Annotated in this window: 15 protein-coding genes and 2 pseudogenes; 10 read left to right on the top strand and 7 right to left on the bottom strand. The window is 71.8% G+C overall.

The genetic code is table 11. The features are described from left to right. Complete coding sequence (gene ettA, locus ACZ7M3_RS21730; protein ID WP_388117660.1) at window positions 1–1,665, bottom strand: energy-dependent translational throttle protein EttA; 1,665 nt, start codon at window positions 1,663–1,665, stop codon at window positions 1–3. Window positions 1,666–2,201: 536 nt separating this feature from the next. Between ettA and ACZ7M3_RS21735 the strand changes: the two genes are divergently transcribed. The 4 genes from ACZ7M3_RS21735 to ACZ7M3_RS21750 all read left to right on the top strand — a co-directional run bounded on the left by ACZ7M3_RS21735 (window position 2,202) and on the right by ACZ7M3_RS21750 (window position 5,402). After that, a complete protein-coding gene (locus tag ACZ7M3_RS21735) occupies window positions 2,202–2,729 on the top strand; it encodes a WxL domain-containing protein (protein ID WP_472065281.1) in 528 nt (175 codons plus the stop codon). Window positions 2,730–2,773: 44 nt separating this feature from the next. Further along, on the top strand, window positions 2,774–3,805 hold the full coding sequence (locus tag ACZ7M3_RS21740; RefSeq protein ID WP_472065283.1) for a hypothetical protein: 1,032 nt from the start codon (window positions 2,774–2,776) through the stop codon (window positions 3,803–3,805). A gap of 199 nt (window positions 3,806–4,004) precedes the next feature. After that, entirely contained in the window at window positions 4,005–4,313 is a 309-nt protein-coding gene (locus ACZ7M3_RS21745; protein WP_355308191.1) for a DUF1876 domain-containing protein, read from the top strand. Window positions 4,314–4,463: 150 nt separating this feature from the next. After that, a complete protein-coding gene (locus ACZ7M3_RS21750) occupies window positions 4,464–5,402 on the top strand; it encodes a nucleoside hydrolase (protein WP_472065285.1) in 939 nt (312 codons plus the stop codon). A gap of 23 nt (window positions 5,403–5,425) precedes the next feature. On the opposite strand, the gene ACZ7M3_RS21755 is transcribed toward ACZ7M3_RS21750, so the two are convergent. Continuing rightward, window positions 5,426–7,936 (bottom strand): ABC transporter permease, encoded by a 2,511-nt coding sequence (locus ACZ7M3_RS21755; RefSeq protein WP_472065286.1) that lies wholly within the window; start codon window positions 7,934–7,936, stop codon window positions 5,426–5,428. After that, window positions 7,930–8,394 (bottom strand): annotated as a pseudogene (locus tag ACZ7M3_RS21760) (ABC transporter ATP-binding protein); the annotation flags it as partial. The gene ACZ7M3_RS21755 and the pseudogene ACZ7M3_RS21760, both read right to left, overlap by 7 nt. A 151-nt stretch (window positions 8,395–8,545) precedes the next feature. Between ACZ7M3_RS21760 and ACZ7M3_RS21765 the strand changes: the two are divergent. Then, window positions 8,546–8,662, top strand: a pseudogene (locus ACZ7M3_RS21765) (DNA-binding response regulator); the annotation flags it as partial. Window positions 8,663–8,781: 119 nt separating this feature from the next. On the opposite strand, the gene ACZ7M3_RS21770 reads toward ACZ7M3_RS21765, so the two are convergent. After that, window positions 8,782–9,396, bottom strand: a complete 615-nt coding sequence (locus ACZ7M3_RS21770) for an arsenate reductase/protein-tyrosine-phosphatase family protein (RefSeq protein WP_472065288.1) — start codon at window positions 9,394–9,396, stop codon at window positions 8,782–8,784. After that, entirely contained in the window at window positions 9,393–10,847 is a 1,455-nt protein-coding gene (locus ACZ7M3_RS21775; protein ID WP_472065290.1) for a tyrosine-protein kinase domain-containing protein, read from the bottom strand. The genes ACZ7M3_RS21770 and ACZ7M3_RS21775 overlap by 4 nt, the downstream gene beginning before the upstream one ends. A 352-nt stretch (window positions 10,848–11,199) precedes the next feature. Between ACZ7M3_RS21775 and ACZ7M3_RS21780 the strand changes: the two genes are divergently transcribed. The 5 genes from ACZ7M3_RS21780 to ACZ7M3_RS21800 all read left to right on the top strand — a co-directional run bounded on the left by ACZ7M3_RS21780 (window position 11,200) and on the right by ACZ7M3_RS21800 (window position 17,486). Next, complete coding sequence (locus tag ACZ7M3_RS21780; RefSeq protein WP_472065292.1) at window positions 11,200–11,694, top strand: hypothetical protein; 495 nt, start codon at window positions 11,200–11,202, stop codon at window positions 11,692–11,694. Further along, window positions 11,691–13,577, top strand: a complete 1,887-nt coding sequence (locus tag ACZ7M3_RS21785) for a DUF4012 domain-containing protein (RefSeq protein WP_472065294.1) — start codon at window positions 11,691–11,693, stop codon at window positions 13,575–13,577. The genes ACZ7M3_RS21780 and ACZ7M3_RS21785 overlap by 4 nt, the downstream gene beginning before the upstream one ends. After that, window positions 13,570–14,424, top strand: a complete 855-nt coding sequence (locus tag ACZ7M3_RS21790) for a glutaminyl-peptide cyclotransferase (RefSeq protein ID WP_472065296.1) — start codon at window positions 13,570–13,572, stop codon at window positions 14,422–14,424. Before ACZ7M3_RS21785 ends, ACZ7M3_RS21790 begins: the two co-directional genes overlap by 8 nt. A 219-nt stretch (window positions 14,425–14,643) precedes the next feature. After that, the gene (locus ACZ7M3_RS21795) at window positions 14,644–16,116 is read left to right on the top strand and encodes a sugar transferase (RefSeq protein WP_472065298.1); all 1,473 of its coding nucleotides are present in this window, start codon (window positions 14,644–14,646) and stop codon (window positions 16,114–16,116) included. 50 nt (window positions 16,117–16,166) lie between these two features. After that, window positions 16,167–17,486, top strand: coding sequence for a hypothetical protein (locus ACZ7M3_RS21800; protein ID WP_472065299.1), 1,320 nt, complete (start codon window positions 16,167–16,169; stop codon window positions 17,484–17,486). Here the strand turns inward: ACZ7M3_RS21800 and ACZ7M3_RS21805 are convergent. Then, window positions 17,462–19,378 (bottom strand): asparagine synthetase B family protein, encoded by a 1,917-nt coding sequence (locus ACZ7M3_RS21805; protein ID WP_472065301.1) that lies wholly within the window; start codon window positions 19,376–19,378, stop codon window positions 17,462–17,464. The genes ACZ7M3_RS21800 and ACZ7M3_RS21805 overlap by 25 nt on opposite strands. Beyond that, entirely contained in the window at window positions 19,378–21,675 is a 2,298-nt protein-coding gene (locus ACZ7M3_RS21810; protein WP_472065303.1) for a bi-domain-containing oxidoreductase, read from the bottom strand. The genes ACZ7M3_RS21805 and ACZ7M3_RS21810 overlap by 1 nt, the downstream gene beginning before the upstream one ends. Between the last annotated feature and the right edge of the window lie 41 nt (window positions 21,676–21,716).

Consider the following 21,716-nt stretch of genomic DNA (forward strand, 5'->3'; position numbering starts at 1 on the left):
TCAGCCCCGGGTCAGCTTCTTGTAGGTGGCACGGTGCGGGCGGGCGGCGTCCGCACCGAGGCGCTCGATCTTGTTCTTCTCGTACGACTCGAAGTTGCCCTCGAACCAGAACCACTTCGAGTCACCCTCGTAGGCGAGGATGTGCGTCGCGACCCGGTCGAGGAACCAGCGGTCGTGGGAGACGACCACGGCCGCACCCGGGAACTCCAGCAGCGCGTTCTCGAGCGAGGACAGCGTCTCGACGTCGAGGTCGTTGGTCGGCTCGTCGAGGAGCAGCAGGTTGCCGCCCTGCTTGAGGGTGAGGGCGAGGTTGAGCCGGTTGCGCTCACCGCCGGAGAGGACACCGGCCGGCTTCTGCTGGTCGGGGCCCTTGAAGCCGAAGGCGGAGACGTACGCGCGCGACGGCATCTCGACCTGGCCCACATTGATGTAGTCCAGCTCGTCCGAGACGACGGCCCACAGCGACTTCTTCGGGTCGATGCTCTCGCGGCTCTGGTCGACGTAACTGATCTTGACGGTCTCGCCGACCTTGATCGTGCCGGAGTCCGGGGTCTCCAGACCCTGGATCATCTTGAAGAGGGTGGTCTTGCCGGCGCCGTTCGGGCCGATGACACCGACGATCCCGTTACGCGGCAGCGTGAAGGAGAGGTCGTCGATGAGGACCTTCTCCCCGAAGGCCTTGGAGAGGTTGTTGACCTCGACGACGATGGAGCCCAGACGCGGGCCCGGCGGGATCTGGATCTCCTCGAAGTCCAGCTTCCGCATCTTGTCGGCCTCGGCGGCCATCTCCTCGTAGCGCGCCAGACGCGCCTTGGACTTGGCCTGACGCCCCTTGGCGTTGGACCGCACCCACTCGAGCTCTTCCTTGAGCCGCTTGGCGCGCTTGGCGTCCTTCTGGCCCTCGACCTTGAGGCGGGAGGCCTTGCTCTCGAGGTACGTCGAGTAGTTGCCCTCGTAGCCGATGGCGCGGCCGCGGTCGAGCTCAAGGATCCAGCCGGCGACGTTGTCGAGGAAGTACCGGTCGTGGGTGACGGCGACGACGGTGCCGGGGTACTTCGCGAGGTGCTGCTCCAGCCACTGCACGGACTCGGCGTCCAGGTGGTTGGTGGGCTCGTCGAGGAGCAGCAGGTCGGGCGCCTCGATCAGCAGCTTGCACAGCGCGACGCGGCGCTTCTCACCACCGGAGAGGTTGGTGACCGGCCAGTCGCCGGGCGGGCAGCCCAGGGCGTCCATGGCCTGCTCCAGCTGAGCGTCCAGGTCCCACGCGTTGGCGTGGTCCAGGTCCTCCTGGAGCTTGCCCATCTCGTCCAGGAGCGCGTCCGAGTAGTCGGTCGCCATCAGCTCGGCGACCTCGTTGAAGCGCTTGAGCTTGCCCATGATCTCGGCGGCGCCGTCCTGGACGTTCTCCAGGACGGTCTTGGACTCGTCGAGCGGGGGCTCCTGGAGCAGCATCCCGACGCTGTAGCCGGGCGACAGGAACGCGTCACCGTTGGAGGGCTGCTCGAGCCCCGCCATGATCTTGAGAACGGTGGACTTACCAGCACCGTTCGGACCGACCACACCGATCTTCGCACCCGGCAGGAAGCTCAAGGTGACGTCGTCGAGAATCACCTTGTCGCCGTGCGCCTTGCGCGTCTTGCGCATGGTGTAAATGAACTCAGCCAAGAGAAACCGTCCGGACGCTTGAAATCGGCAGTGGGCAGATACACCCCATCTTGCCTGACCGCCACCCCTGGGGGGAAACCCGTTCGGCCGGGGGGCCGTGACCTGGCCTTTCACCGACCGCCTCGGTAGCTGTCCTGTCACTGGTTGTCGTCACCGGTCACTGTCGAGCGACCTCGCACGGCCCAGGGACCTTGTGAGCCTGGTGGCGCGGGGTGGCGAAAGCGCGCAGGTCGTTCCGGGTCTGGAGAGTCCCCGGCTCGGCGGCGCATCTCGACTGCGGCGAACCGGTGTTGACCCCGGTGGACCGTCCGATGTGGCGGGCGTCGATGGCGGCGACAGGTGTCGGGACTGCCCTTGGTGGTGAGCGCAGTCACCACCGCGTCAGCTGCCCCGCAAACTCCGCCGTCCGAGTGGATCGAGCCTCCACGCGATGGAGTCCGTGCGTTTCTTGATCATGTTCCCCTTAGCGTGCGATTGCGCATCGGCCCCTGCCGTGCCACCCCAACCTCCCCCGGTCGCCAAGCGAGGTCACACCCATGAGAATTCGTAGCGCCATCAGCCCCTTGATCGCCGGAGCGGCGGTGGCAGTACTGGCAGCCCCGATGCCGGCTTCGGCGGCGGATACGCCGGTCACCGTCCAGGTCTCGTCAGGGACGCTCGACATCAGTGTCCCGGCAGGGCCCGTGAATCTCGGCACCGTCGCCGTCAGCGGCAGTTCGCAACAGGTCTCCAGCCAGCTGGGCAACGTCACGGTGACAGACGGTCGAGGCGGTACCGCGGGCTGGACCGCCACGGCAAGCGCGGTCGACTTCACCGGCCCCCAGAACATCTCCGTATCCGCTCCAGGCTCCAGCAGTTACATCACACCGGCGGCCTCGGTCAGCGGCACCGCCAATGTCACCTCGAGCGACTTGACCCCGCTCTATCCCCCAGGCCCCGTCCAGGTGGCCACCGGCGTGAGTGGCATCAACTCGGCCACCTGGAACCCGACGATCCATCTCACCGTCCCCGCGAACGCGCTGGCGGGAACGTACAGCTCGACCATCACCCACTCCGTCGCCTGAGACCTCGTACGTCCTTACCGCAAAAAAGGAAACCGTAAAGCCCTGTGCCCAGGTTCTTTTCCCTTGCGGTGCTCTTGGCCACGGCGCTCGCCGTGGCCACCGGCACCGCTTCGGCCACATCCCTCGTATCGGATCCGGTACAGCGACCGAACCCCCCGGACGCCGTGGGTATCCGGCTCGTCGATGTCCCCGCCGACCTCGTCAAAGACCCACGGGCAAGGCAGTACATCGTCGACAGCCTGAAACCCGGTGTCACCGTGAAGCGGCGCATCGAGGTGTCGAACAAGTCGGCCGACGCCTTGCATGTCGCGGTCTACCCCGGCGCCGCCGATATCCGCCGGGGTTCCTTCGTCGGCGCCGCCGGAAGCACCGGTAACGAGCTCACCACCTGGATCAAGCCCAGTCAACTGAGCCTGGACATCCCCGCTCACTCCAGAGCCCGTGACACCGTGACCATCGCCATTCCGAAGGATGCCGCCCCCGGCGAGCGATACGGCGTCGTATGGGCGCAGGTCAGCGGTCGCGACCTGGGCAGCGGCATCACCTTGGTCAGCCGCACCGGGATCCGGCTCTACCTCTCAGTGGGTGGCAACAATCCGCCGCGTGCCCGATTCACGGTGGACGACATGACGGCCGAACGTGATGCCAGTGGGCGCGCCGTCGTACACGCCAAGGTCCACAACACCGGTGGCCGCGCTCTGGACCTCAGCGGCGCCCTGAAGATGTCCCAGGTATCCGGAAACATCAACGCCGGGCCCTACCCGGTCGACTCCGGAAAGAGCTTGGCGCCCGGCCAGTCCGCGTCGGTGGACGTCATCGTGACCGATCAGGTCACGGACGGCCCGTGGGACGTCTCCCTCACGTTGAAAAGCGGGTTGCTGGAGGTGACGCACGGAGCTCGAATCACCTTCCCGAAGGGGCCGGGCATGGCCGCGGCAGTCCTTTCACATCCTGATCAAGGAATCCCGCTGCACTGGAGAATCATCGCGGCATCGGCGGCAATGGTCCTCCTGATTTTCGCGACGCTCGCGATCATCCGCCCTTACCGGCGAAGCGCCAGAGGCGATGACTCCTGATTGTTCTACCGCGCCGATGGCCGGCCCGTGACTGGTTCAACGGGCTTGGCGCGGGCGGTTCGCAGTCGTTCGGTCACTCCTTGTCGCCATCGGTCGCCATCGGGCTTCATCCCGTGCGGAGTCGGGGGAAGAAGCACACTCTGGTAGTAGGGGCCGAGGCCCGTACCAGGGACTGGGGCCCGCCTCGGAGGTGATCGCAATGACACAGATGACACAGTCGCAACCGGCCGCCGCGCAGGCACGGACCGCTGTCGGCTGGCACGTCGAGATCGAGTTCGAGGAGGACGACCACCGCACCCGCGCCGCCGCTCTCCTCCGGCTCGCCGACGGGAACGAGGTACGCGCCCACGGGTACGCCAGCCGCCACCCCTCCGACTCCAACCAGCCGAGAGTCGGCGAGGAGGTCGCGGGCGCGCGGGCGCTCAACGAACTGGCGATGAAGCTGTTGACCAAGGCGCACGACGAGATCGACGAGGCGTCCGGGAGGACCTCGCATCCGCTGAGGTGAGCCATCTCGCATCGGCTGAGGTGAGCCTTCGCGACAGGGGCGGGGTGCGGCCGACAGGGATGGCATGCGGCCGGCCAGGGCAGGGTGGGCCTGGCGCATGCTGTTCTCAGTGATCCGGTCCGCATCCCCGTCCCACGCCGAAGGACGCCCATGCCCAAGAAGATCATCATCGACTGCGACCCCGGGCTCGACGACGCCATCGCCATCCTGCTCGCCGCCGGGAACCCCGACGTCGAGATCGTCGCCCTCACGACCGTCGCGGGCAACCAGACCATCGAGAAGGTCACCCTGAACGCCCGGCAGGTCTGCACCCTGGCGGGCCTGCGCGGCGTACCGGTCGCGGCCGGTGCCGGCGGCCCCCTCGTCCGGGACCAGACCCTCGCCGCCGAGATCCACGGGGACACCGGAATGGACGGCCCCGCCTTCATCCCTCCGGCCATGGAGACCGACCCCCGACACGCCGTCGATCTGATCATCGAGACGGTCCTCTCCCACCCCGGTGAGATCACCCTCGTCCCCACCGCACCCCTGACCAACATCGCGCTGGCGCTGCGCCGGGAGCCCCGTATCGCCGAACTGGTCAAGGAGGTCGTCCTGATGGGCGGGTCGTACACCCGCGGCAACATCACACCGGCGGCCGAGTTCAACATCCACGCCGACCCCGAGGCGGCCGCGATCGTCTTCTCGGCGGGCTGGCCCCTGACCATGGTCGGCCTCGATCTGACGGCACAGGCCGCCGCCACACCTGAACTGCTGTCCCGTATCGGGGCGTTGGGCACCCCCGTGTCCCGGTTCGTCGTCGACCTCCTCGACCACTACAACGCCAACGTCGGCAAGGTGCACGGCGCGATGGCCACCATCCACGACGCGTGCGCGGTCGGCCGGGCCATCGACCCGAGCCTGATGGAGGTCACGCCGGCCCATGTCGAGGTCGAGCTGCGGGGCACGGCGACCTACGGCATGACGGTCACCGACTTCCGCGGCCGCTCCGGCCCGGCGAACACCTCCGTGGCGACGAAGCTGCACACCGAGCGCCTGTGGGACCTGCTCATCAGCTCGCTGGAGACCATCGCCGCGACCACCGCGTAGCGTCACGGGGAGGGCACCGGGCATCACTCCCGGACACCCGCCAGTTCCACCGCCCGGCGCCGCAGCGCGAGTGCGGCGGGGATGACGGACCAGACGACGGCCGTCACCGCGCAGGCGCCGAGGACCGCACCGACGGCCGTCCAGGGGATCTCGATCGTGGTCGGGGCCGACAGCAGGGCCAGGGCGCTCCACATGCCCAGCAGGTTGAGCCCCGTGACGAGGAGTCCCAGTACTCCTCCGACCGTGACGACCGTCAGCGCCTCGGCGCCCACCAGCCGGAGCACCTGCCACCGGGTGGCTCCGGCCAGGCGCAGCACGGCCAGGTCGCGTACCCGGTCGGAGGTCGCCATGACCATGGTGTTGGCCAGGGAGATGCCGGTGTAGAGGAGGGCGATGCCCAGGACCAGCAGGAGGCCGAGCCGGGTCGTCCGGTTCGTCCCGGGACGACTCGCGCGTACCCACTGGTCCTTGGTGAGGACCTGCCCGCCCGAGCTGTGCACCGCCGCACGCAGTGCGACGGCCACGGCGTGCGCGTCCGCACCGGCGGCGAGGGCGACGTCGACCCGGTCGACGGTCGCGCCCGGGGCATTGCGCGGAGTGACGTACACACCGTTGTCGCCGGTGCCGGTGGTCATCACCGCGGCGATCCGCAGCGACTTCCTCGTGCCGTCGCCGAGCCACACCCGCACCCGCTGCCCCACGGTATGCCGCCGCCACTCCCGGTTGACGATGATGGAGTCGTCGTCGAGGTCGCTCGTCCTGCCTGCCTCGACCGGCAGCCGGGTGGTGGCGGCAAGCGGTCCGGGATCCGCCGCTCGCGCCTCGGACTTGGCCAGTGACACGCCGTCCTCCAGCACATGGACGGCGCTCGACGCGGTCGCGGACACCTCCGCGCCGGACACCTCGCGCAGCCCGCGCAGGGTGGCCGCGTCGAAGCCCGCGCCGCTCGCCGGGGTGACGACGAAGTCGGCGGCCGTCTGCCGGCGCGTCTCGTCGGCCTTCGCCTCGTTCAGGGTCGCGGTCGCGCCCAGCAGGGAGCCGGCCAGGGCGACGGTGACCAGGACCGGCGCCGCGACCGCGGCGGTGCGGCGCACCCCGGCGGCGGCGTTCTCCCGGACCAGCATGCCGCCGGCGCCGGGGAGTTGGGCCGGGAGCCAGGCGATCAGCCGGGTCAGCGGGCGCACCACGACCGGCGCGAGCAGGGCGAAGGCGGTGATCAGCAGCATCGGCCGGCTCACGTAGGCCTTCCGGTGCAGCAGTTCGCCCGCGTCGCCGACCAGGGCCAGGAGCAGGGTCACGGCGGCGGTCGCCAGCAGTGCCAGGCCGGACAGCCGTCGGCCCCGGGTCATCGTCCCGGTGTCCACCGAGGCCTCGCCCAGCGCCTCGACGGGGGCCGTGCTGCCCGCCCGCCAGGAGGCGGCCACCACACCGCACAGCGCGACGCACAGGCCCGTCCAGAAGGCCAGGTGGTACGGCCAGGTGGCGTCGCCGATGGTGAACCAGCGCGGCGCGAGCCCGCCGTCGACCATCCGTGCGGCCAGCCGTTGGGCACCGTACGCGCCCAGCACGCATCCCGTAACCGAGGCGAGCACGGCCACCACCAGGGCCTCGGCGAGGACCATCCGGCGGATCTGTCCCGGGGTCGCCCCGGCCGTGCGCAACAGCCCGAACTCCCGGCGCCGCTGAACGACCGCGAAGGCGAAGGTCGAGGCCACCACGAAGACCGACACGAACCCGGTGACACCGCCGGCGGTACCGAACAGGGCGTTCATCGCGGTGAGCGCCTCGCCGTCCCGGTCCGGGTCCGCGTCGGCGTAGCGGCGCGCGTCGCCGGTGAGAACCTGGACGCCCGTACTGCCGCGCACCGCCTCACGCACGGCCACCGCGTCGGCGTCCACGACGAGCTGAACACTGCGGGGCGACAGTGCGGCGGCGCGCTCGTCGACGTAGAAGACGGCGTTCTCGAAGCCGTGTCGGGCCGCTGCGCCGCCGACTCGTCCGGTGGCGCCGGTCCGTCCGGTGCCGGCCACTCGTACGGTGCCGACCACCCGTACCGTGCCGCGATCGGTCCGTACGCGCTCCCCCGGCTTCGCCCAGTCGCCGCCGACGACCACCTCGTCGGCCGCCCGGGGCGCGCGCCCCGCGTCGATCTCGTACGGGGCGAACGCGGCGGTGGACCAGGGGTGGCCCACCAGGTCGCCGGGGCCGCCCCGGGCCCGTACGGCGAACGACCGGTCCTCGACGACGGTACCGAGCTTCTTCAGCTTCGCGACGGCCCCGGCGGGCACCGCACGCGGCTGGGCGAGCCGGCGCACCCGGACGCCGATCGAGGTGGGCACGCGCAGGGTGTCGGCCCCTTTGACCACGACCGGCGCGGCGGCGAACCGCTCGGGTTTCCCGTCGGGCGCGTTCAGTGACGAGGCGAGGGACAGGCCCATCACCGCGATGAGCGCGACGCCCAGCGCGAGCGCGACGAAGCTACCGACGAAGACGACCCAGCGGGCGCGCAGGGTGCGCAGGGCGACGCTCAGCACGGCGCGGCCTCCAGTTTCGTCATGCGCGCGGCGATGTCGCCGGCACCGGCCACCTCGCCGTCGACCCGTCCGTCGACGAGGAAGACCACGCGGTCGGCGTACGCGGCGGCCACCGGGTCGTGGGTGACCATGACGATCGTCCGGCGTTCGTCGTCGACCATGGCGCGCAGCAGGCTCAGTACCTCTCGGCCGGTCCGTGAGTCGAGGGCGCCGGTCTCGTCGCCGAAGAGCACCTCGGGGCGGGTGATCAGGGCGCGGGCCAGGGCGACGCGTTGCTGCTGACCGCCGGACAGCTCCGCCGGCCGGTGCCGCGCCCGGTCGCCCAGGCCGACCTGTTCGAGCACCTCGCGCACCCGGGCCCTGGCGGGGCGGCGGCCCGCGAGCCGCAGGGGAAACGCGACGTTCTGCTCGGCGGTCAGGGACGGCAGCAGGTTGAACGCCTGGAAGACGAACCCGATGGGGTAGGGCCAGGCATACCCCCGGGGCGGCCCTTCTACGGTGACGCCCATGCACCCCCGGCCCATGAACCGTCAGTCCATGCACCGTCAGCCCACGCACCCCCGCCCGGCGCACCCTCCGCCGCCGCGCCCCCGGAACGTCTGGCAGGCCATTCCCCGGTCGGCCGTGGGCAAGCACATCGGCGGCATCCTCGCCAAGTTGGACCTCCCTCCGGCCGACGCGACCCATCGCAGGGTGCTGGCGGTCCTGGCCTATCTACGCGCGTGACGGCCCGGACGGGATCCGCGGCACGGTGTTCCGTTCGCACCGGACGGCACGGGTGCGGACGCCTCGATCGCGAGGGTGCGTCCGGCCGGGTCGATGGCCTCACCCGTGTCCGCGTCGGCTCAGAGGCTCGCTCCGCCGGTCAGCAACCGGGCGAGTGTGCTCACCGTCCCGTCGATCTCGCGGGCGCACTCGTACAGCGCGGAGTGGGGCCTCCCCCACGGGTCCGAGATGTCGTCCTCGGCCGGCGGGACCGGGGCGACGGCACCCCGACGGCCGGCGGCGGCCGCGACCACGACGTCGAAACGGTCCACGACCGCCGGGACCTGCCCATCCGGTACGTCGCCACGCTTGGTCGCCGTACCTTCCCCGCCCCGCCCCGTGTCGGCTCCCCCCACAGCGAGACGTACGAACTCCTTCAGGGTGAAGCAGCGCCGCAGCACCGTCGGCACGAGCCGTACGGCGGCCTCCCGGTGTTCGTGCGCGAGCCCGAGGACCAGCGCTGCTTCCGCGACGAGCTGTGCGCTGAGCGGGCGCGCCGCGAAGCCGGAGCCGTCACCGCCCAGTTCCTCCAGCACCGCCCTGGTGGAGGCCTCCATGCCGGACCAGGGCCGGGCCTGCGTTCCGGCGCTCTGCGACCGGACGGCCGAACCGGGCGGAAGCCTCGCGGCCAGCAGCCGTTCGGCGAGCACCGAGCGGTGCACGTTGCCCGTGCAGACGAACAGGACCTGGGTCATTTCTCGCCCGCGAGACGTGCCGCCGCGGCGGCCTCCTTCCGGGGGTCCGCCACACGAGGAGCGGGCAGCTCGCCGTACGACCCGTAGGTGCCGTAGCGACTGCCCCGGGGCGCCAGAGCCATGTTGAAGACGGTACCGAGGATGCGGACACTCACGCGGTCCAGCGATTCCGCGGCGGTGCGGACCTGTTCCCGGCTGGTCTTCGCGGCGCGCACGACGAGCAGTGCGCCCTGGGCGAAGGAGGCGAGTCCGAGGGTGTCGGCGACCGGCAGCAGCGGCGCGGTGTCGACGATCACGACCTCGTAGGTGTCCGCCAGTTCGCGCAGTACCTCTCCCATGCGCGCCGAGGCGAGCAGCTCCGTGGGATTCGGCGGTACGGCGCCGCTGGCGAGAACCGAGAGCCGGCCGCCGGCCTGCTGCATCACGTCCTCGATACGGGCCTGTCCGATGAGCACGGTGGTCAGACCGGCGTCCTGGACGAGACCGAAGGTCGAGGCCACGCACGGTCGGCGCAGGTCGCCGTCCACGAGGCAGGTGGAGAGACCTGCCTCGGCGAGCGAGAGGGCGAGGTTCACCGCGGTGTTGGTCTTGCCCTCACCAGGCACCGAACTGGTCACCGCGATGATCCGGGGCGGCTCGTCGACCCGCGAGAACTGCAGGTTGGTACGCAGCTTGCGGAAGGCCTCGGCACGCTGGGAGTGCCCGTCGGCGCTGACGAGCGGTTGCTTGGGGACGTTCCTGTCGTACGGGATGGTGCCGAGGCCCGGCAGCGCGGTGAACTCGCCCAGCGCCTCGCAGGTCTTGAGCGTGGTGTCGAGGGTCTCGCGCAGGGCGACGAGACCGGCACCGAGCAGCAGGCCGCCGAGCACTCCCGCGGCCAGGTTCAGCAGCGGGCGGGGCGAGACCGGGCCGACGGGGGCGACGGCTTCCTGGGTGACGCCCAGGGAGACGGGCGAGGTGCCGTCGCCCGTACGGAGGTTCTTTCCCGACCGCTCCGAGCCGGGCGCGCGCTTGGGCGCCTCCAGTCGTTCGACGACCGCGCTGAACCGCTGCGCCACGGCGTTGGCGATGCGCGCCGCACGCTGGGGCTCGGTGTCCCGGACGGTGATGTCGATGAGCACGGTGTTGAGCGGGGCGACGGCGGTGATCCGCGACGCCAGTTCCTCCGGCGTGGTGCGCAGTCGCAGCTCCTGCACCACGGGCCGGGTCACCTGACGGGTGGTCACGATCGCGGCGTACGACTGAACACGCGCCTGCGAGAAGCTCTGCCCCTGGTTCATCTGGGCGGTGTCGTCGCCGGTGCGGGTGGCGACGAAGAGCTGGGTCCTCGCCTCGTAGACGGGTGTGCTCAAGCTCGTCGCGGCGAGCGCCGCCCCGGTCGCGAGAAGGAGACAGACCACGACGGTCGGCCAGCGACTGGCAAGAGCCTTCAGGAATCCGTGGAGATCCAAGCTGCACCCCTCATAGGACCGAGGGAACCGCCCGAAATAGAATGCTCTGTTCCCTATGTAGGCATCCGACGATAGGGACTCGCGCGCGCCAACAGGGGGAGCCACCCCTGTGTCGGCCCGCCGAACGTGGGTCGATCGGGAAGCGGGCACTCCACCATCCGGTGGCTTCTGCCCTGCATCACGCCAGTCGGCGACTGTATATCCCATTTATTCCATGTATCTAGATGTTGGTACCCAGATCTTGCTCACGGCCGACGCTGCGGCTTGGCCCGGACTGAAGTCGAGGAGAGTGAAGAAGATGACGGCATCGCCCAGATGGCGGGTTGCCCTGGCATCGGCAGGATCCGCTGCCGTGCTCGTCGCGGCACCGCTGGTGGGGGCGCAGACCGCCCATGCGCAGTACCCGCCACCGCCCCCGAACCTCACCCTCAGCCGCACCACGCTGCCCGCCGGAGGTGCACTGACCTTCGTCGGCACCGGCTTCGCCGCCAGGCAGCTGGTCACCGCGTCGCTGTTCTCGAAGGAAGTCGTCCTGGGCAGCTACAGGGCGACCAGGACAGGAGTCGTCACAGGCAAGGTGACCATCCCCAAGCGCACCGTGCTGGGCGGCCACACGTTCAAACTGACCGCCCGCCACCCCAACCTGACGCTTTCCGTCGGCATCAACGTGCCGGGCAGGCTGGGTCAGCCAGGCAGCCAACCCGGCGGCTCGGGCAACCCCCATCACCGTTCGAACCTCGCGGAAACAGGCGGCGAAAAGGCCCTGGCACTGGGCGGCACCGCCGCAGGGCTGATCGCGGCGGGCGGGGGCACGATGCTGGCCGTGCGCCGTCGCCGCAGTTCATGACGGAGCAGGACATCGGCACCGCGGAACCAAGGCGTCCCGGCTCCGGCCGCGACGCCTTCCGCATGCGCGGGCCCGACCGCTCCCGCGAGGGGGCGTCGGGCCACCGGCGCGTACTGAGGAACACCCTGCTGGCCGCCGCGGCGCTTCCCCTGGCCGGCGCCGTCTGGATCGGTGTCACCGGACTGCTCGCCCGTTCGGAGTTGATCGCGGCCGAGCGGGACCTCGACGCGCTGCGGCAGTCGGTGGCACCCGCGCCCGGCGCCACCTCCGGTGCCGTGCCCACGTCCGCCCAGGAGCGGGAACGCGAGCTGCGTTCCGCAGCCGCCCACGCCGCTCGGGCGCATCGCCTCACCACCGGCCCGGCCTGGTACCCCGCAGCCGCGCTCCCCGTCCTCGGCGGCCCGGTCAGAACCGTGCGCGGGGCCGCCCACGCGGCCGACCGGCTGACCGGCGATGTGCTGTCCCCGCTGGTGCGAGCCCTGCCACCGGCCACGCCGGACAGCCGCGGTGACGGGATGTCCGAGGCTCTGATGACCTTGCAGAAGCACGCGCCGGAAGTCGTCCGGGCCGCCCGCGCCGCGGCCGAGGTGCAGACCGACGTGCACGAGCTGCCCCGGTCCACCTGGTTGCCGGCGGCCGACCGGGCCCGGGCCGGGCTCGCGCAGCAGGTCGACCGCCTCGGCCCGGTGATGACCGACGCCTCCCTGGCGGCCCGCGTCCTGCCGCCCCTGCTCGGCACTCAAGGGGAACGGCGTTATTTCCTCGCGTTCCAGAACATCGCCGAAGCGCGTGGTACCGGGGGCGTTCCGGGGGCTTTCGCCGTACTGTCGGCCGACCGGGGTCATCTGTCCTTCGAGCGCTTCGGCAACAACACCGAGATGGCCACGGCGAAGACGGACCTCGACCTGGGAGCCGACTTCACGGCCCGCTACCAGGGCAGCGAGCCCACCCGCGTGTGGGCCAACTCCAACATGAGCCCGCACTTCCCCTACGCGGCCCGCATCTGGGCCTCGGCGTGGCACGAACACACCGGCGAGCGCGTGGACGGCGTGTTCGCCGTCGACCCCGCCACGCTGAGCCGTCTGCTGCGCGTCACCGGCCCGGCCCGCATGGCGGGCGGCACCGAGCTCACCGCCGACAACGTCGTGGACCTCACCGAACGGGCCAGCTACGCGATGTACGACGACGTCGCTCGGCGCAAGGCGTTCTTCGTCGAGGCGGCCCGCGCCGCCGCCGGGCCCCTGATCTCCGCGACCGGCGACATGCGCCGACTGCCCGCCCTGCTCGTCGCCCTGAACGACGCCCAGCGGGACGGACGGCTGAAGGTGTGGAGCGCGCATGCGGCGGAGCAACGTCTCATCGAGCCGCGCTCCTACTCGGGCGCTCTCCCGGAGACTCCCGGCCCCTTCGCGGGGCTGGTGGTGAACAACGCGGCCGGCTCCAAACTGGACTACTACCTCGACCGGAGCCTGGTCTGGGAAGCGAACGGCTGCTCCCACGGCGAGCGCCCGGTCACCGCGACCGTGACCCTGACCAACCGGGCCCCCGTCTCCGGGCTGCCCGGTTACGTCACCCTGCGGGAGGACTCCCCGCCCTACCGCACCCGGCCGGGTGACAACCGGCTCCTGGTGTCGTACTACGCGGGCGTCGGCGCCACCCTGACCGGCGCCACCCTGGACGGCCGCCCGGCACAGCTCGCGCCCGGCGTCGAACGCGGCCACTCCGTGTACACGCTGGACCTGGAGCTGCCCGCCCACTCCAGCCGCACGCTGGTGCTGCACCTGCTGGAGCCGCACGCGGACCGCGCCCCGGTCCTTCTGCGACAGTCCCTGGTGACGCCCCTGCGAGCCACCCTGAAACCGGGCGGTGCCTGCCGTGTCTGAGCGCCTGCGCCGCACCGGGGCGGTGTTCCTGGGCGTGCTGCTGCTCGCGTCGTGCGCGACGGGAGAGCGCGCCCCGGACGATCCGGCGGGCGGGGCCGCGGGTGGGGCTGCGGGCGGAGCCGCGGGTGGGCGGCGGGTCACCGCGCACCGGGTCGAGCACCTGCGGGTCAAGGTGCTCGAGACCTTTCCGCACGACCCGCAGGCGTTCACCCAGGGACTCGAGATGGCCGGCCACACGCTCTACGAAGGCACCGGCATCTCCGGCCGGTCCTCGGTACGGGCAGGGCCGTTGGGCAAGGAGCCCGCGGTCCGCACGGCACTCCCCGCACCCTTGTTCGGTGAGGGCATCACCGTGCTCGGGCGAACCCTGTGGCAGCTCACCTGGCGGAACCGGACCGCCATCGAGCGCGACGCCAGGACACTCAGGGAACTGCGTCGCGTCCCGTACCGGGACGACGGCTGGGGCGTGTGCCTCGATCGGGCCCGGCACCGGCTGGTGACCAGCGACGGCTCGTCACGGCTGACGTTCCGTGACCCCAGGTCGCTCGCGAAGACGGGCGAGGTCGCCGTGACCGAAGCAGGCCGACCACTGACGGAGCTGAACGAGTTGGAGTGCGTCGGTGCCGCCGTGTATGCGAACGTGCTCTTCACCGACCGGATCGTGCGCATCGATCCCGTCACCGGAGCGGTGACGGCGAGCATCGACGCCTCGGGCCTGCTGCGCGACGACGAACTCGTCCCGGGGGCCGCGCTGAACGGTATCGCGGCGGTCCCCGGCACCCGGCAGTTCCTGATCACCGGGAAGTTCTGGCCCAGAATGTTCCGTGTCGCGCTGGCCCCGCCCTGACGGACGGGCCGCCCCGCACACCTTGTCAGTACCCTCCCGGGGACCTCTCGCCTCCCGGCCCGAGCCGTCTGCATATGCACGGGGCATGCGGCTCTGCTCATCGGGTGAGAGTTGCCCGCGGCCCAGCGTCGCGCCCCGCCGTTCACCGGGCAGCCGTTCACACTCGGATAGTCCTTTTTTGATGCACTTGGAGGGCGAATGTGGCTGTTCGGGGAGACGATGCCCCACGTACCAGTGGCAAGACCTGCGCAGACACGGGTCATCCGGGAGCAGCCGCCGTCCGGCCGCCGCGTCGGCAAGCCCGTCTGGTACGCGCCGGCCGCCGTCATCGGCGACGTGACCTGCGCCGCCGTGCCGGTGTATCTGGCCTTCGCGCTGACCGGCGGCACGCAGGCCGCGGCCTACGCGATGGTGGCGGCCGCGGCATGGCTGCTCGTGCGGGGCGCGCGGGACCGCTACGGCGAGCGCCGTCTCGGTGAGCGCGACAACATCGGCCCCGCGGTGCAGGACTGGCTGATGCTGATCGGACTGCTCGCGGTGGTACGGGCCGCGACGGGCGAGGAGTCCCCGTTCCTCCTTGCGCTGGCCGCCCTGGTGCCCTGCGCCCCGACGAGCGCCGCCGTACGGAATCTGATCCACCGTCATCTGGTCGCCCGGCGCCGCGACGGCCGAGCCGTCCGCAGGGCCCTGGTGATCGGGGAGGCCAACGCTCTCGACGGTCTGGTGAGCCACCTCGCGAAGCGGACCGACCACGAGTTCGTCGTCGTCGGGGTGTGCCCGATCGGCGACGAGGACCCGCACACACTGGCCCCGGTCGCCACCCGTATCGGCCGGCAGGCACCGCCACGCCCGTCGGCCGACTCCGCCCCGGTACTGGATGCGGCCCGGCGGCTCCACGCGGACGTGGTCCTCGTCGTGCCGGGACCGTACATGAACGGAACGCGCCTGCGGAGGCTGTCGTGGGCCCTGCACGGCGAGGAGTGCCCGCTCGTGGTCGTACCGGGTCTGACCGAGGTCGCAGGGCGCCGGGTGGGCGTCCTCTCCGTGGCCGGGCTCACCATGCTGGCCGTGGCCCCGCCCCTGAGGCGGGGGGTTGCGACGCTTCTCAAGTCGGTGACGGACCGGCTGGGCGCGGCGCTGCTGATCGTGCTGCTCGCCCCGGTGTTCGCGACGGTGGCCCTCGCCGTACGAATGGACTCCGCGGGCCCCGCCGTGCACCGGCAGACGCGCATCGGACGCGGCGGAAAGCCGTTCACCATGGCCAAGTTCCGCACCATGGTCGTCGACGCGGAGCGGCTGAGGCATCAGCTGACCGGGACCAACGAACAGGACGGCCGCATGTTCAAGATCCGCCGTGATCCGCGGATCACCCGCGTCGGCCGGGTGCTGCGCCGCTCCTCCCTGGACGAACTGCCCCAGCTGTTCAACGTGGTGCGGGGACACATGTCCCTGGTCGGTCCGCGACCGCCGCTGCCCGACGAGGCCGCCGGTTACGACGAGGTGGAGCGACGCCGACTGGCCGTCAAGCCGGGACTCACCGGCCTGTGGCAGGTCAGCGGCCGCTCGGACCTCTCCTGGGACGAGACGGTCGCCCTGGACCTCAGGTACGTGGACAACTGGTCCCCGTCGGGGGACCTCGAGGTGCTGTGCCGGACCGTGGGCGCTGTCGTGGCGGGCAGGGGCGCCTACTGAGCAACTGCCCGACCCGCCACCACGCCCGACAGCACCGACGACATCCACTGATGTCCACCGCATCCACCAGCACCGGCACCAGCACCGGCGATCCCCCTGGAGGGCTCATGCCGCCCGGAACCCCCACCGACCACTCACCCCGGGACCGCTTCGGACCTGACCACCACGCCCCGGGGGACCACCCAGGCTCGCCGCTGGAGGCCATGGACGTACTCGCCCTGGCGGACCGGCTCTTCCGGTGGGCCGACGCCCGCGACTGGGCGGGCCCGGACCCGTACGACGGGCTGACCGGCCCGCTGGGACGGCTGGCCGTGCACCCTGTGCTGCGGCAGGTGCTCCTGCAGACCGTCAAACGCAGCCGGATCGACCTGCGTCCGGTCCTGGGCATTCACCCGCTGCGCACCGCGACGGCCGCCGGAACCGCGGCCGGCGCCTGCGCCAGGCTCTCGGCCTCCCCCGTGTGGCGCAGGCGCGCCCTGCGACTGGGCCGGTCGGCGGCCGCCGAGCAGCTGTCCGGGCGCTACGCCGGGCTGTGGCGTTACGAGTTCGACGTGCAGACCCGCTGGGCGTACTACCCCGCCTCCCTCCCGAACCTCGTGGCCACCACCTTCTGCGCGGACGGCTGTCTGGACACCGGGACGCTCGACGACGAGTCGGTGCGCACCCTCGCTCACGGGCTCCTGGAGCATCTGCACAACGGCGCGTTCTTCACCTACACACCCGCCAGTGACGTCCTCGTCCACAACGCCAACCTCATGGGTGCCGCGCTCGCCGGCCGCCTGGCATGCATCGGGACGCTGCCCGGCGAACTGGCGGACCGCCTCGTCGATGCCGCCCGCGGTGCCGTCGAGGTGAGCCTGAACGGCCAACGCCCCGACGGCTCATGGCCCTACGGGCAGGGCCCGCGGCTGGGCTGGGTGGACGGCTTCCACACGGGGTACGTGCTGCTGCGCCTCGAACAGGCGGGAACGCTGCTCGACGTCGACGTCCGGCGCCCCCTCGAACGGGGAGTGGACCACTACCTGCGGCACCTGTTCGACGGCCCCCTGCCCCGCTACTTCGCGGACGGCCGGAGCAGACGGGACCCGAACAACGACGCGACGGCGGTACGGATGGCGGCGTGGGCGGCCCATCACGGTTTTGTCCGGACCGACTTCCCCCGGGCCGTGCTGGCCGCCGTCGTGGACCGCTACCCCGGTCTCGGCGCGGACACACGGGCCGGCGGCTCCCCGCGGAACAGGTCCCTGTGGGAGTCCCCCCGGTGGAGCGCCGCTCCCCTGCTGGACGCCCTGACCGCCCTCCACGCCGTCCTGCCGGGCGGCCGGCACCCCGCCACCCCGGCCGCTCAGCCGACGACGGCCGCCTCGTAGCCCGACAGGACGTCCGCGGTCCGCCCCGCGCCGCCCGCCCCTCCCGTCGCGTTTCGCTCCCACCACACGGCCGCGCAGAACAGCCCGAACACGGCGAGCCCCCGGTCCCGCCGGCCCCGGACGTGTTCGGCGACGAGGCGGTCTGCGGTCCGCCGGTCGAAGACGTCGTCGAACAGCGGGGAGCGCCGTACCTCGGCCCACAGACGCTCACCGTGCGCGCGCAGCAGCGACCGCACCGGCGCCCCGAACCCCGTCTTGGAGCGCCTGGCGACGAACTCCGGCACACCGGACGCCACCGCCGCCGCGCGGAAGCGCGCCTTGCCGTCGCCGAGCCGCAGCTGCTCCTCCGCGACGGCGCCGAGGGCGGCGGCCACCACCGGCTCCCCCAGGAACGGCACCCGCAGCTCGACGCTCGCCCGCATCGACGCGCGGTCGCCGTACAGCAGGTTCAGCCCCGGCAGGAACAGGCGCCGGTCGCACTCCGCCAGCGCCGCGAGGGGCGTCCCGCCCGCGTCCAACACGCCGCCCGCCACCTCGCGATGCCGCTCGGTGACCGCCTCCAGGCCGACGAACGGCGACAGCGCCGCCCACTCCCGCCCCGAGTAGTACGCCTGAGTCGCCCACGACCAGTCGCGGGGGCCGAGCTGGAGCAGCCGCCCGAACTTGTCGGCACGGCCCCGGTAGCGCCGGGGTCCGGGAACCACGGTGGTGGCGCCGAGGGCGGGGCGCGCCCACGCGGGAAGCCGTTGCAGCAGCAGCACGGCCTGGTAGCGCTCGTAGCCGAGGAAGAGTTCCTCGACGCCGAGCCCCGACAGCAGCACGGTCGCCTCACCGCAGGCGGCGCGGGAGAGCTGCATGAGGGTGATGGCGGCAGGGTCCCCGAAAGGGAGCTCCATGGCGCTGACCAGCTCCGGGATCCGGCGCAGTACTTCGACGTCCAGGTCGACCCACGTCAGCGGCAGGCCCAGCCATCGGGCGACCCGGGCGGCGTAGGGGGCGTCGTCCTCGAACGGCTCCGCGGTGGGCGCCGTGGTGCGCACTCTGGCGGCGAAGGCGGGCCCGGCAAAGCCCTGCCTGCTCATCTCCACGCCCAGCCAGGTGCTGTCGAGCCCTCCGCTCAGCAACAGCCCCACCGTCACGTCCGCGCGCACCTGCCGGGCGACCGCCGCGCGGACCGCGGCACCGATGTCCTCGGCGGGCATCGCGGCGCCGGCCCGCCACCAGGGTGACGCCGCGTCATAGCCGGGAGCGCGCCGGGACAGTACCGTCCCGGCCGGTACGGCACGAACGCGCTGCCAGCCGGTCCGCGGCGGCGGCGTCCACAGGAACATGGCGCCCTGCGCCACCGCGACGGGGTCGACGTCGCCGGTCAGCCCGGCTGCCCGCAGCGGTTCGATCTCGCTGGCGAGCGCGACCGTGCGGCCCGCCGCGTCCACGGCCGCGTACAGCGGTTTGATGCCCAGCCGGTCACGCCCGTAGCGAAGCTCGCCGTCGGGCAGGAGGAGGGCGAAGGCGAACATGCCGTCCACCTGGTCGAGCAGCCGCGGTGCGTCCGGCTGCAGCAGCAGTTCGTAGAGGACCTCGGTGTCGCCCTCGGTCGTGAACGTCACCTGCCGCTTGCGCAGCACCTCGCGCAGGTACAAGGCGTTGTAGATCTCGCCGTTGTAGACCATCACGCCCCGCTTCGGAGAGCCGAAGGGCTGGTCGCTCCTCGGATCGAGGTCCACGACGGCCAGGCGGCGGAAGTGCAGCGCCGCATGCCAATTGCCACCGCCGAGGTTCAGGTGTCCGCCGGCGTCGGGGCCGCGGTGCGCGAGCGCCGCGCACGGGTCCCCGTGCGACGGCGGCAGATGGCGCGCGGCGTGGTTCAGCAGGACGACGAAACCGCACATCAGCGCGCCGCCGTGGTCGACGAAGAACCACCGGCCGGGTGCGCGGCCTGCCCACCCGGTTTCGGCACGGCGCCCGCAGCGCCGGGACCGGGCGGCGGACACCCCAGTGCCCTGGCCAGAGCCGGTGTGCGGGGGGCGGTCCCCACGACGCCGTCCTCCGTGAGCGAGCGGACCGCACGGCAGGCGACGAGGGAACTCCACAGCGCCGAGGCGAAGTCGGCGGCGGCAGCGGTCTCCGCTCCGAGGCGCTCGCCCCGGACGAGGCGGACGAGGGAGTGCATCTCGGCGGCGTGTCCCTTCGGGCCGCCCCGGTACTTCGTCGTGATCGCCCTGCCCCCCTTCCACACGGTGAGCGAACGGAAGTCGTCGATTCTGGCCGCCATCCGGTCGGTGGCCACTTCCAGGAGTTCCTTGGGCGCGCCGGGCGGCGTCAGCCCCCCGTACACGATGGAGGCAGCCGACCCGTCGTCGTAGGTGATCTGCAGGGTGAGGCTCTGCGCGGCGGCGGGGTCCCGCGTATCCACGCCGACCGCCCGCACACCGACCGGCCTGCCGGGGACCAGGAAGCCCGCGGTGTCGATGAAGTGGCACACCTCGCCGAGCAGCCGGCCACCCTGCCCGGGGTCGAAGTACCAGTGGTCGGCCGGGAGCCGGCCCGCGAACACCCGGTGGACGACCTGGAGGGGCACCCCCGCGGGGAGCGCGGCGCGAAGGTCCCGCACCGAGGGGGCGAACCGCCGGTTGAACCCCGCCATCGCCGGGGCGCCGGAGATCAGCCAGGCGTCCGCGACATCCTCCAACTCCGTCTCCGTCAGGCCCAGCGGCTTCTCGCAGTACAGGGCGGCACCCCCGCGCAGCACCCGCGCCGCATACCGGCCGTGGCTGTCATGGCGGCTGAGCACCATCACGCAGTCCGCGTCGCCCGAGGCGAGGCCGGTGTCGACGCTCTCGGCCACGGTACGAAAACCCCACCGCCGGCCCTGGTGCGCGGCGGACAGCCCTCGCCCGCCGGCGACCCACGAGAACGCGACGCCGGGTTCCCGTTCCAGCTCGGGAAAGAGCATCCGCGTGGCGAAGTTGCCCGCGCCGATCGCCGCGAGCCGCAAGGTGCCGCGGGGGGCGGTCCAGGTGCGGGAGCCCGCCTCCGGAGCCGGCCGGGACGGGAGTTGCGCGGTCGCGGAGTAGCGCAGCAGCAGGGCGACGCTGCGTCCGGCGGTCGACGGCTTCAGCGCCTCGTACGCGCCGGCCGCGTCCTCGACGGGGAAGACCCGCGGCTTGAGCCGGGCGAAGTCCACCGCGCCCGTCGCCAGGAGCCGCAGCACCTCGGCGAGGTTGCGCCGTTCTGTCCACGGGACATAGCCCTCCGGGTACGGATGGCCGTCCTCTTCGAAGCGGGCGTCGTACCGGCCGGGGCCGTAGGACCGTGCATAACGGATCGTCAATTCCTTGTGGTAGTAGGACGACCGTGGCGGTGCGACGTTGACGTCACCGACGACCACCACAGTGGCGCGGTCACGGGCGAGGAGGCCGGCGAACTCGACGGGGTCGGAGCTGGACGTGGCGGCGGTGATGAGCACCGCGTCCGCGTCGGCGCCTGCCCAGTGCCGGGAGACGGCGCCGGGCAGGCCAACCGCCTCCCGCGGGAAGGCCACAAGGCCCGCCGACTCGGCGAGCGCCACCATGGCGGGGTCGGGATCGATGCCCACCCCGTCGTATCCGTAGGCGCGCAGCAGTTGGAGCGTGATCTGGCCGACCAGGCCGAGGCCGATGACGGCGATCCGTGAGCCCGGCACCACCTCGGCCTGGTGGATGCCCTGAAGTGCGATCGCGCCGACCGTGGCGAAGGCGGCCCATTGGGCGTCCACGCCGTCCGGCACAGGGACGACAAGGTTGCGGGGCACGGCGACGATCTCCGCGTGCGAGGCGTAGCGGGCTCCGGCGGCAGCCACCCGCATCCCGGGGCGGATGTCGTCGACCCCCTCGCCCGTCCGCAGGACCGTGCCCGCGCAGGAGTACCCGAGCTGCACCGGACGGTCCAGGCGGTCCTGAACCGTCCGGTAGGTCTCGACGAGGCCCGTTCGCTTCACGCTGTCGAGCACCTGCGCCACCTGGTCGGGCCGGTGCCGCGCCTTGCCGAGCAGGCTCTGCGCGCCGGTCGAGACAGTGGCCCGTTCCGTACCCGCGCTGATGAGCGACCAGTCGTTGCGGATCACCACCACACCGGCGGCTGCTTCGGGGGCGGGAATTTCTCCGACCGTGATGGCGCCGGTGCGCGGGGACAGGAGGACTGTTTTCATTTCCTGCCTTTACGGGAGGGATCGCGGCCCAGCGCACTGTA

The organism is Streptomyces sp. NPDC111656 (genome assembly GCF_055656965.1).

Coding starts and splice junctions, on each gene's coding strand:
- ACZ7M3_RS21750 (WP_472065285.1), top strand. CDS start 4,464: ATGCCCAAGAAGATCATCATCGACTGCGACCCCGGGCTCGACGACGCC.
- ACZ7M3_RS21795 (WP_472065298.1), top strand. CDS start 14,644: ATGCCCCACGTACCAGTGGCAAGACCTGCGCAGACACGGGTCATCCGG.
- ACZ7M3_RS21770 (WP_472065288.1), bottom strand. CDS start 9,396: ATGACCCAGGTCCTGTTCGTCTGCACGGGCAACGTGCACCGCTCGGTG.
- ACZ7M3_RS21805 (WP_472065301.1), bottom strand. CDS start 19,378: ATGTGCGGTTTCGTCGTCCTGCTGAACCACGCCGCGCGCCATCTGCCG.
- ACZ7M3_RS21745 (WP_355308191.1), top strand. CDS start 4,005: ATGACACAGATGACACAGTCGCAACCGGCCGCCGCGCAGGCACGGACC.
- ACZ7M3_RS21810 (WP_472065303.1), bottom strand. CDS start 21,675: ATGAAAACAGTCCTCCTGTCCCCGCGCACCGGCGCCATCACGGTCGGA.
- ACZ7M3_RS21800 (WP_472065299.1), top strand. CDS start 16,167: ATGTCCACCGCATCCACCAGCACCGGCACCAGCACCGGCGATCCCCCT.
- ACZ7M3_RS21735 (WP_472065281.1), top strand. CDS start 2,202: ATGAGAATTCGTAGCGCCATCAGCCCCTTGATCGCCGGAGCGGCGGTG.
- ACZ7M3_RS21785 (WP_472065294.1), top strand. CDS start 11,691: ATGACGGAGCAGGACATCGGCACCGCGGAACCAAGGCGTCCCGGCTCC.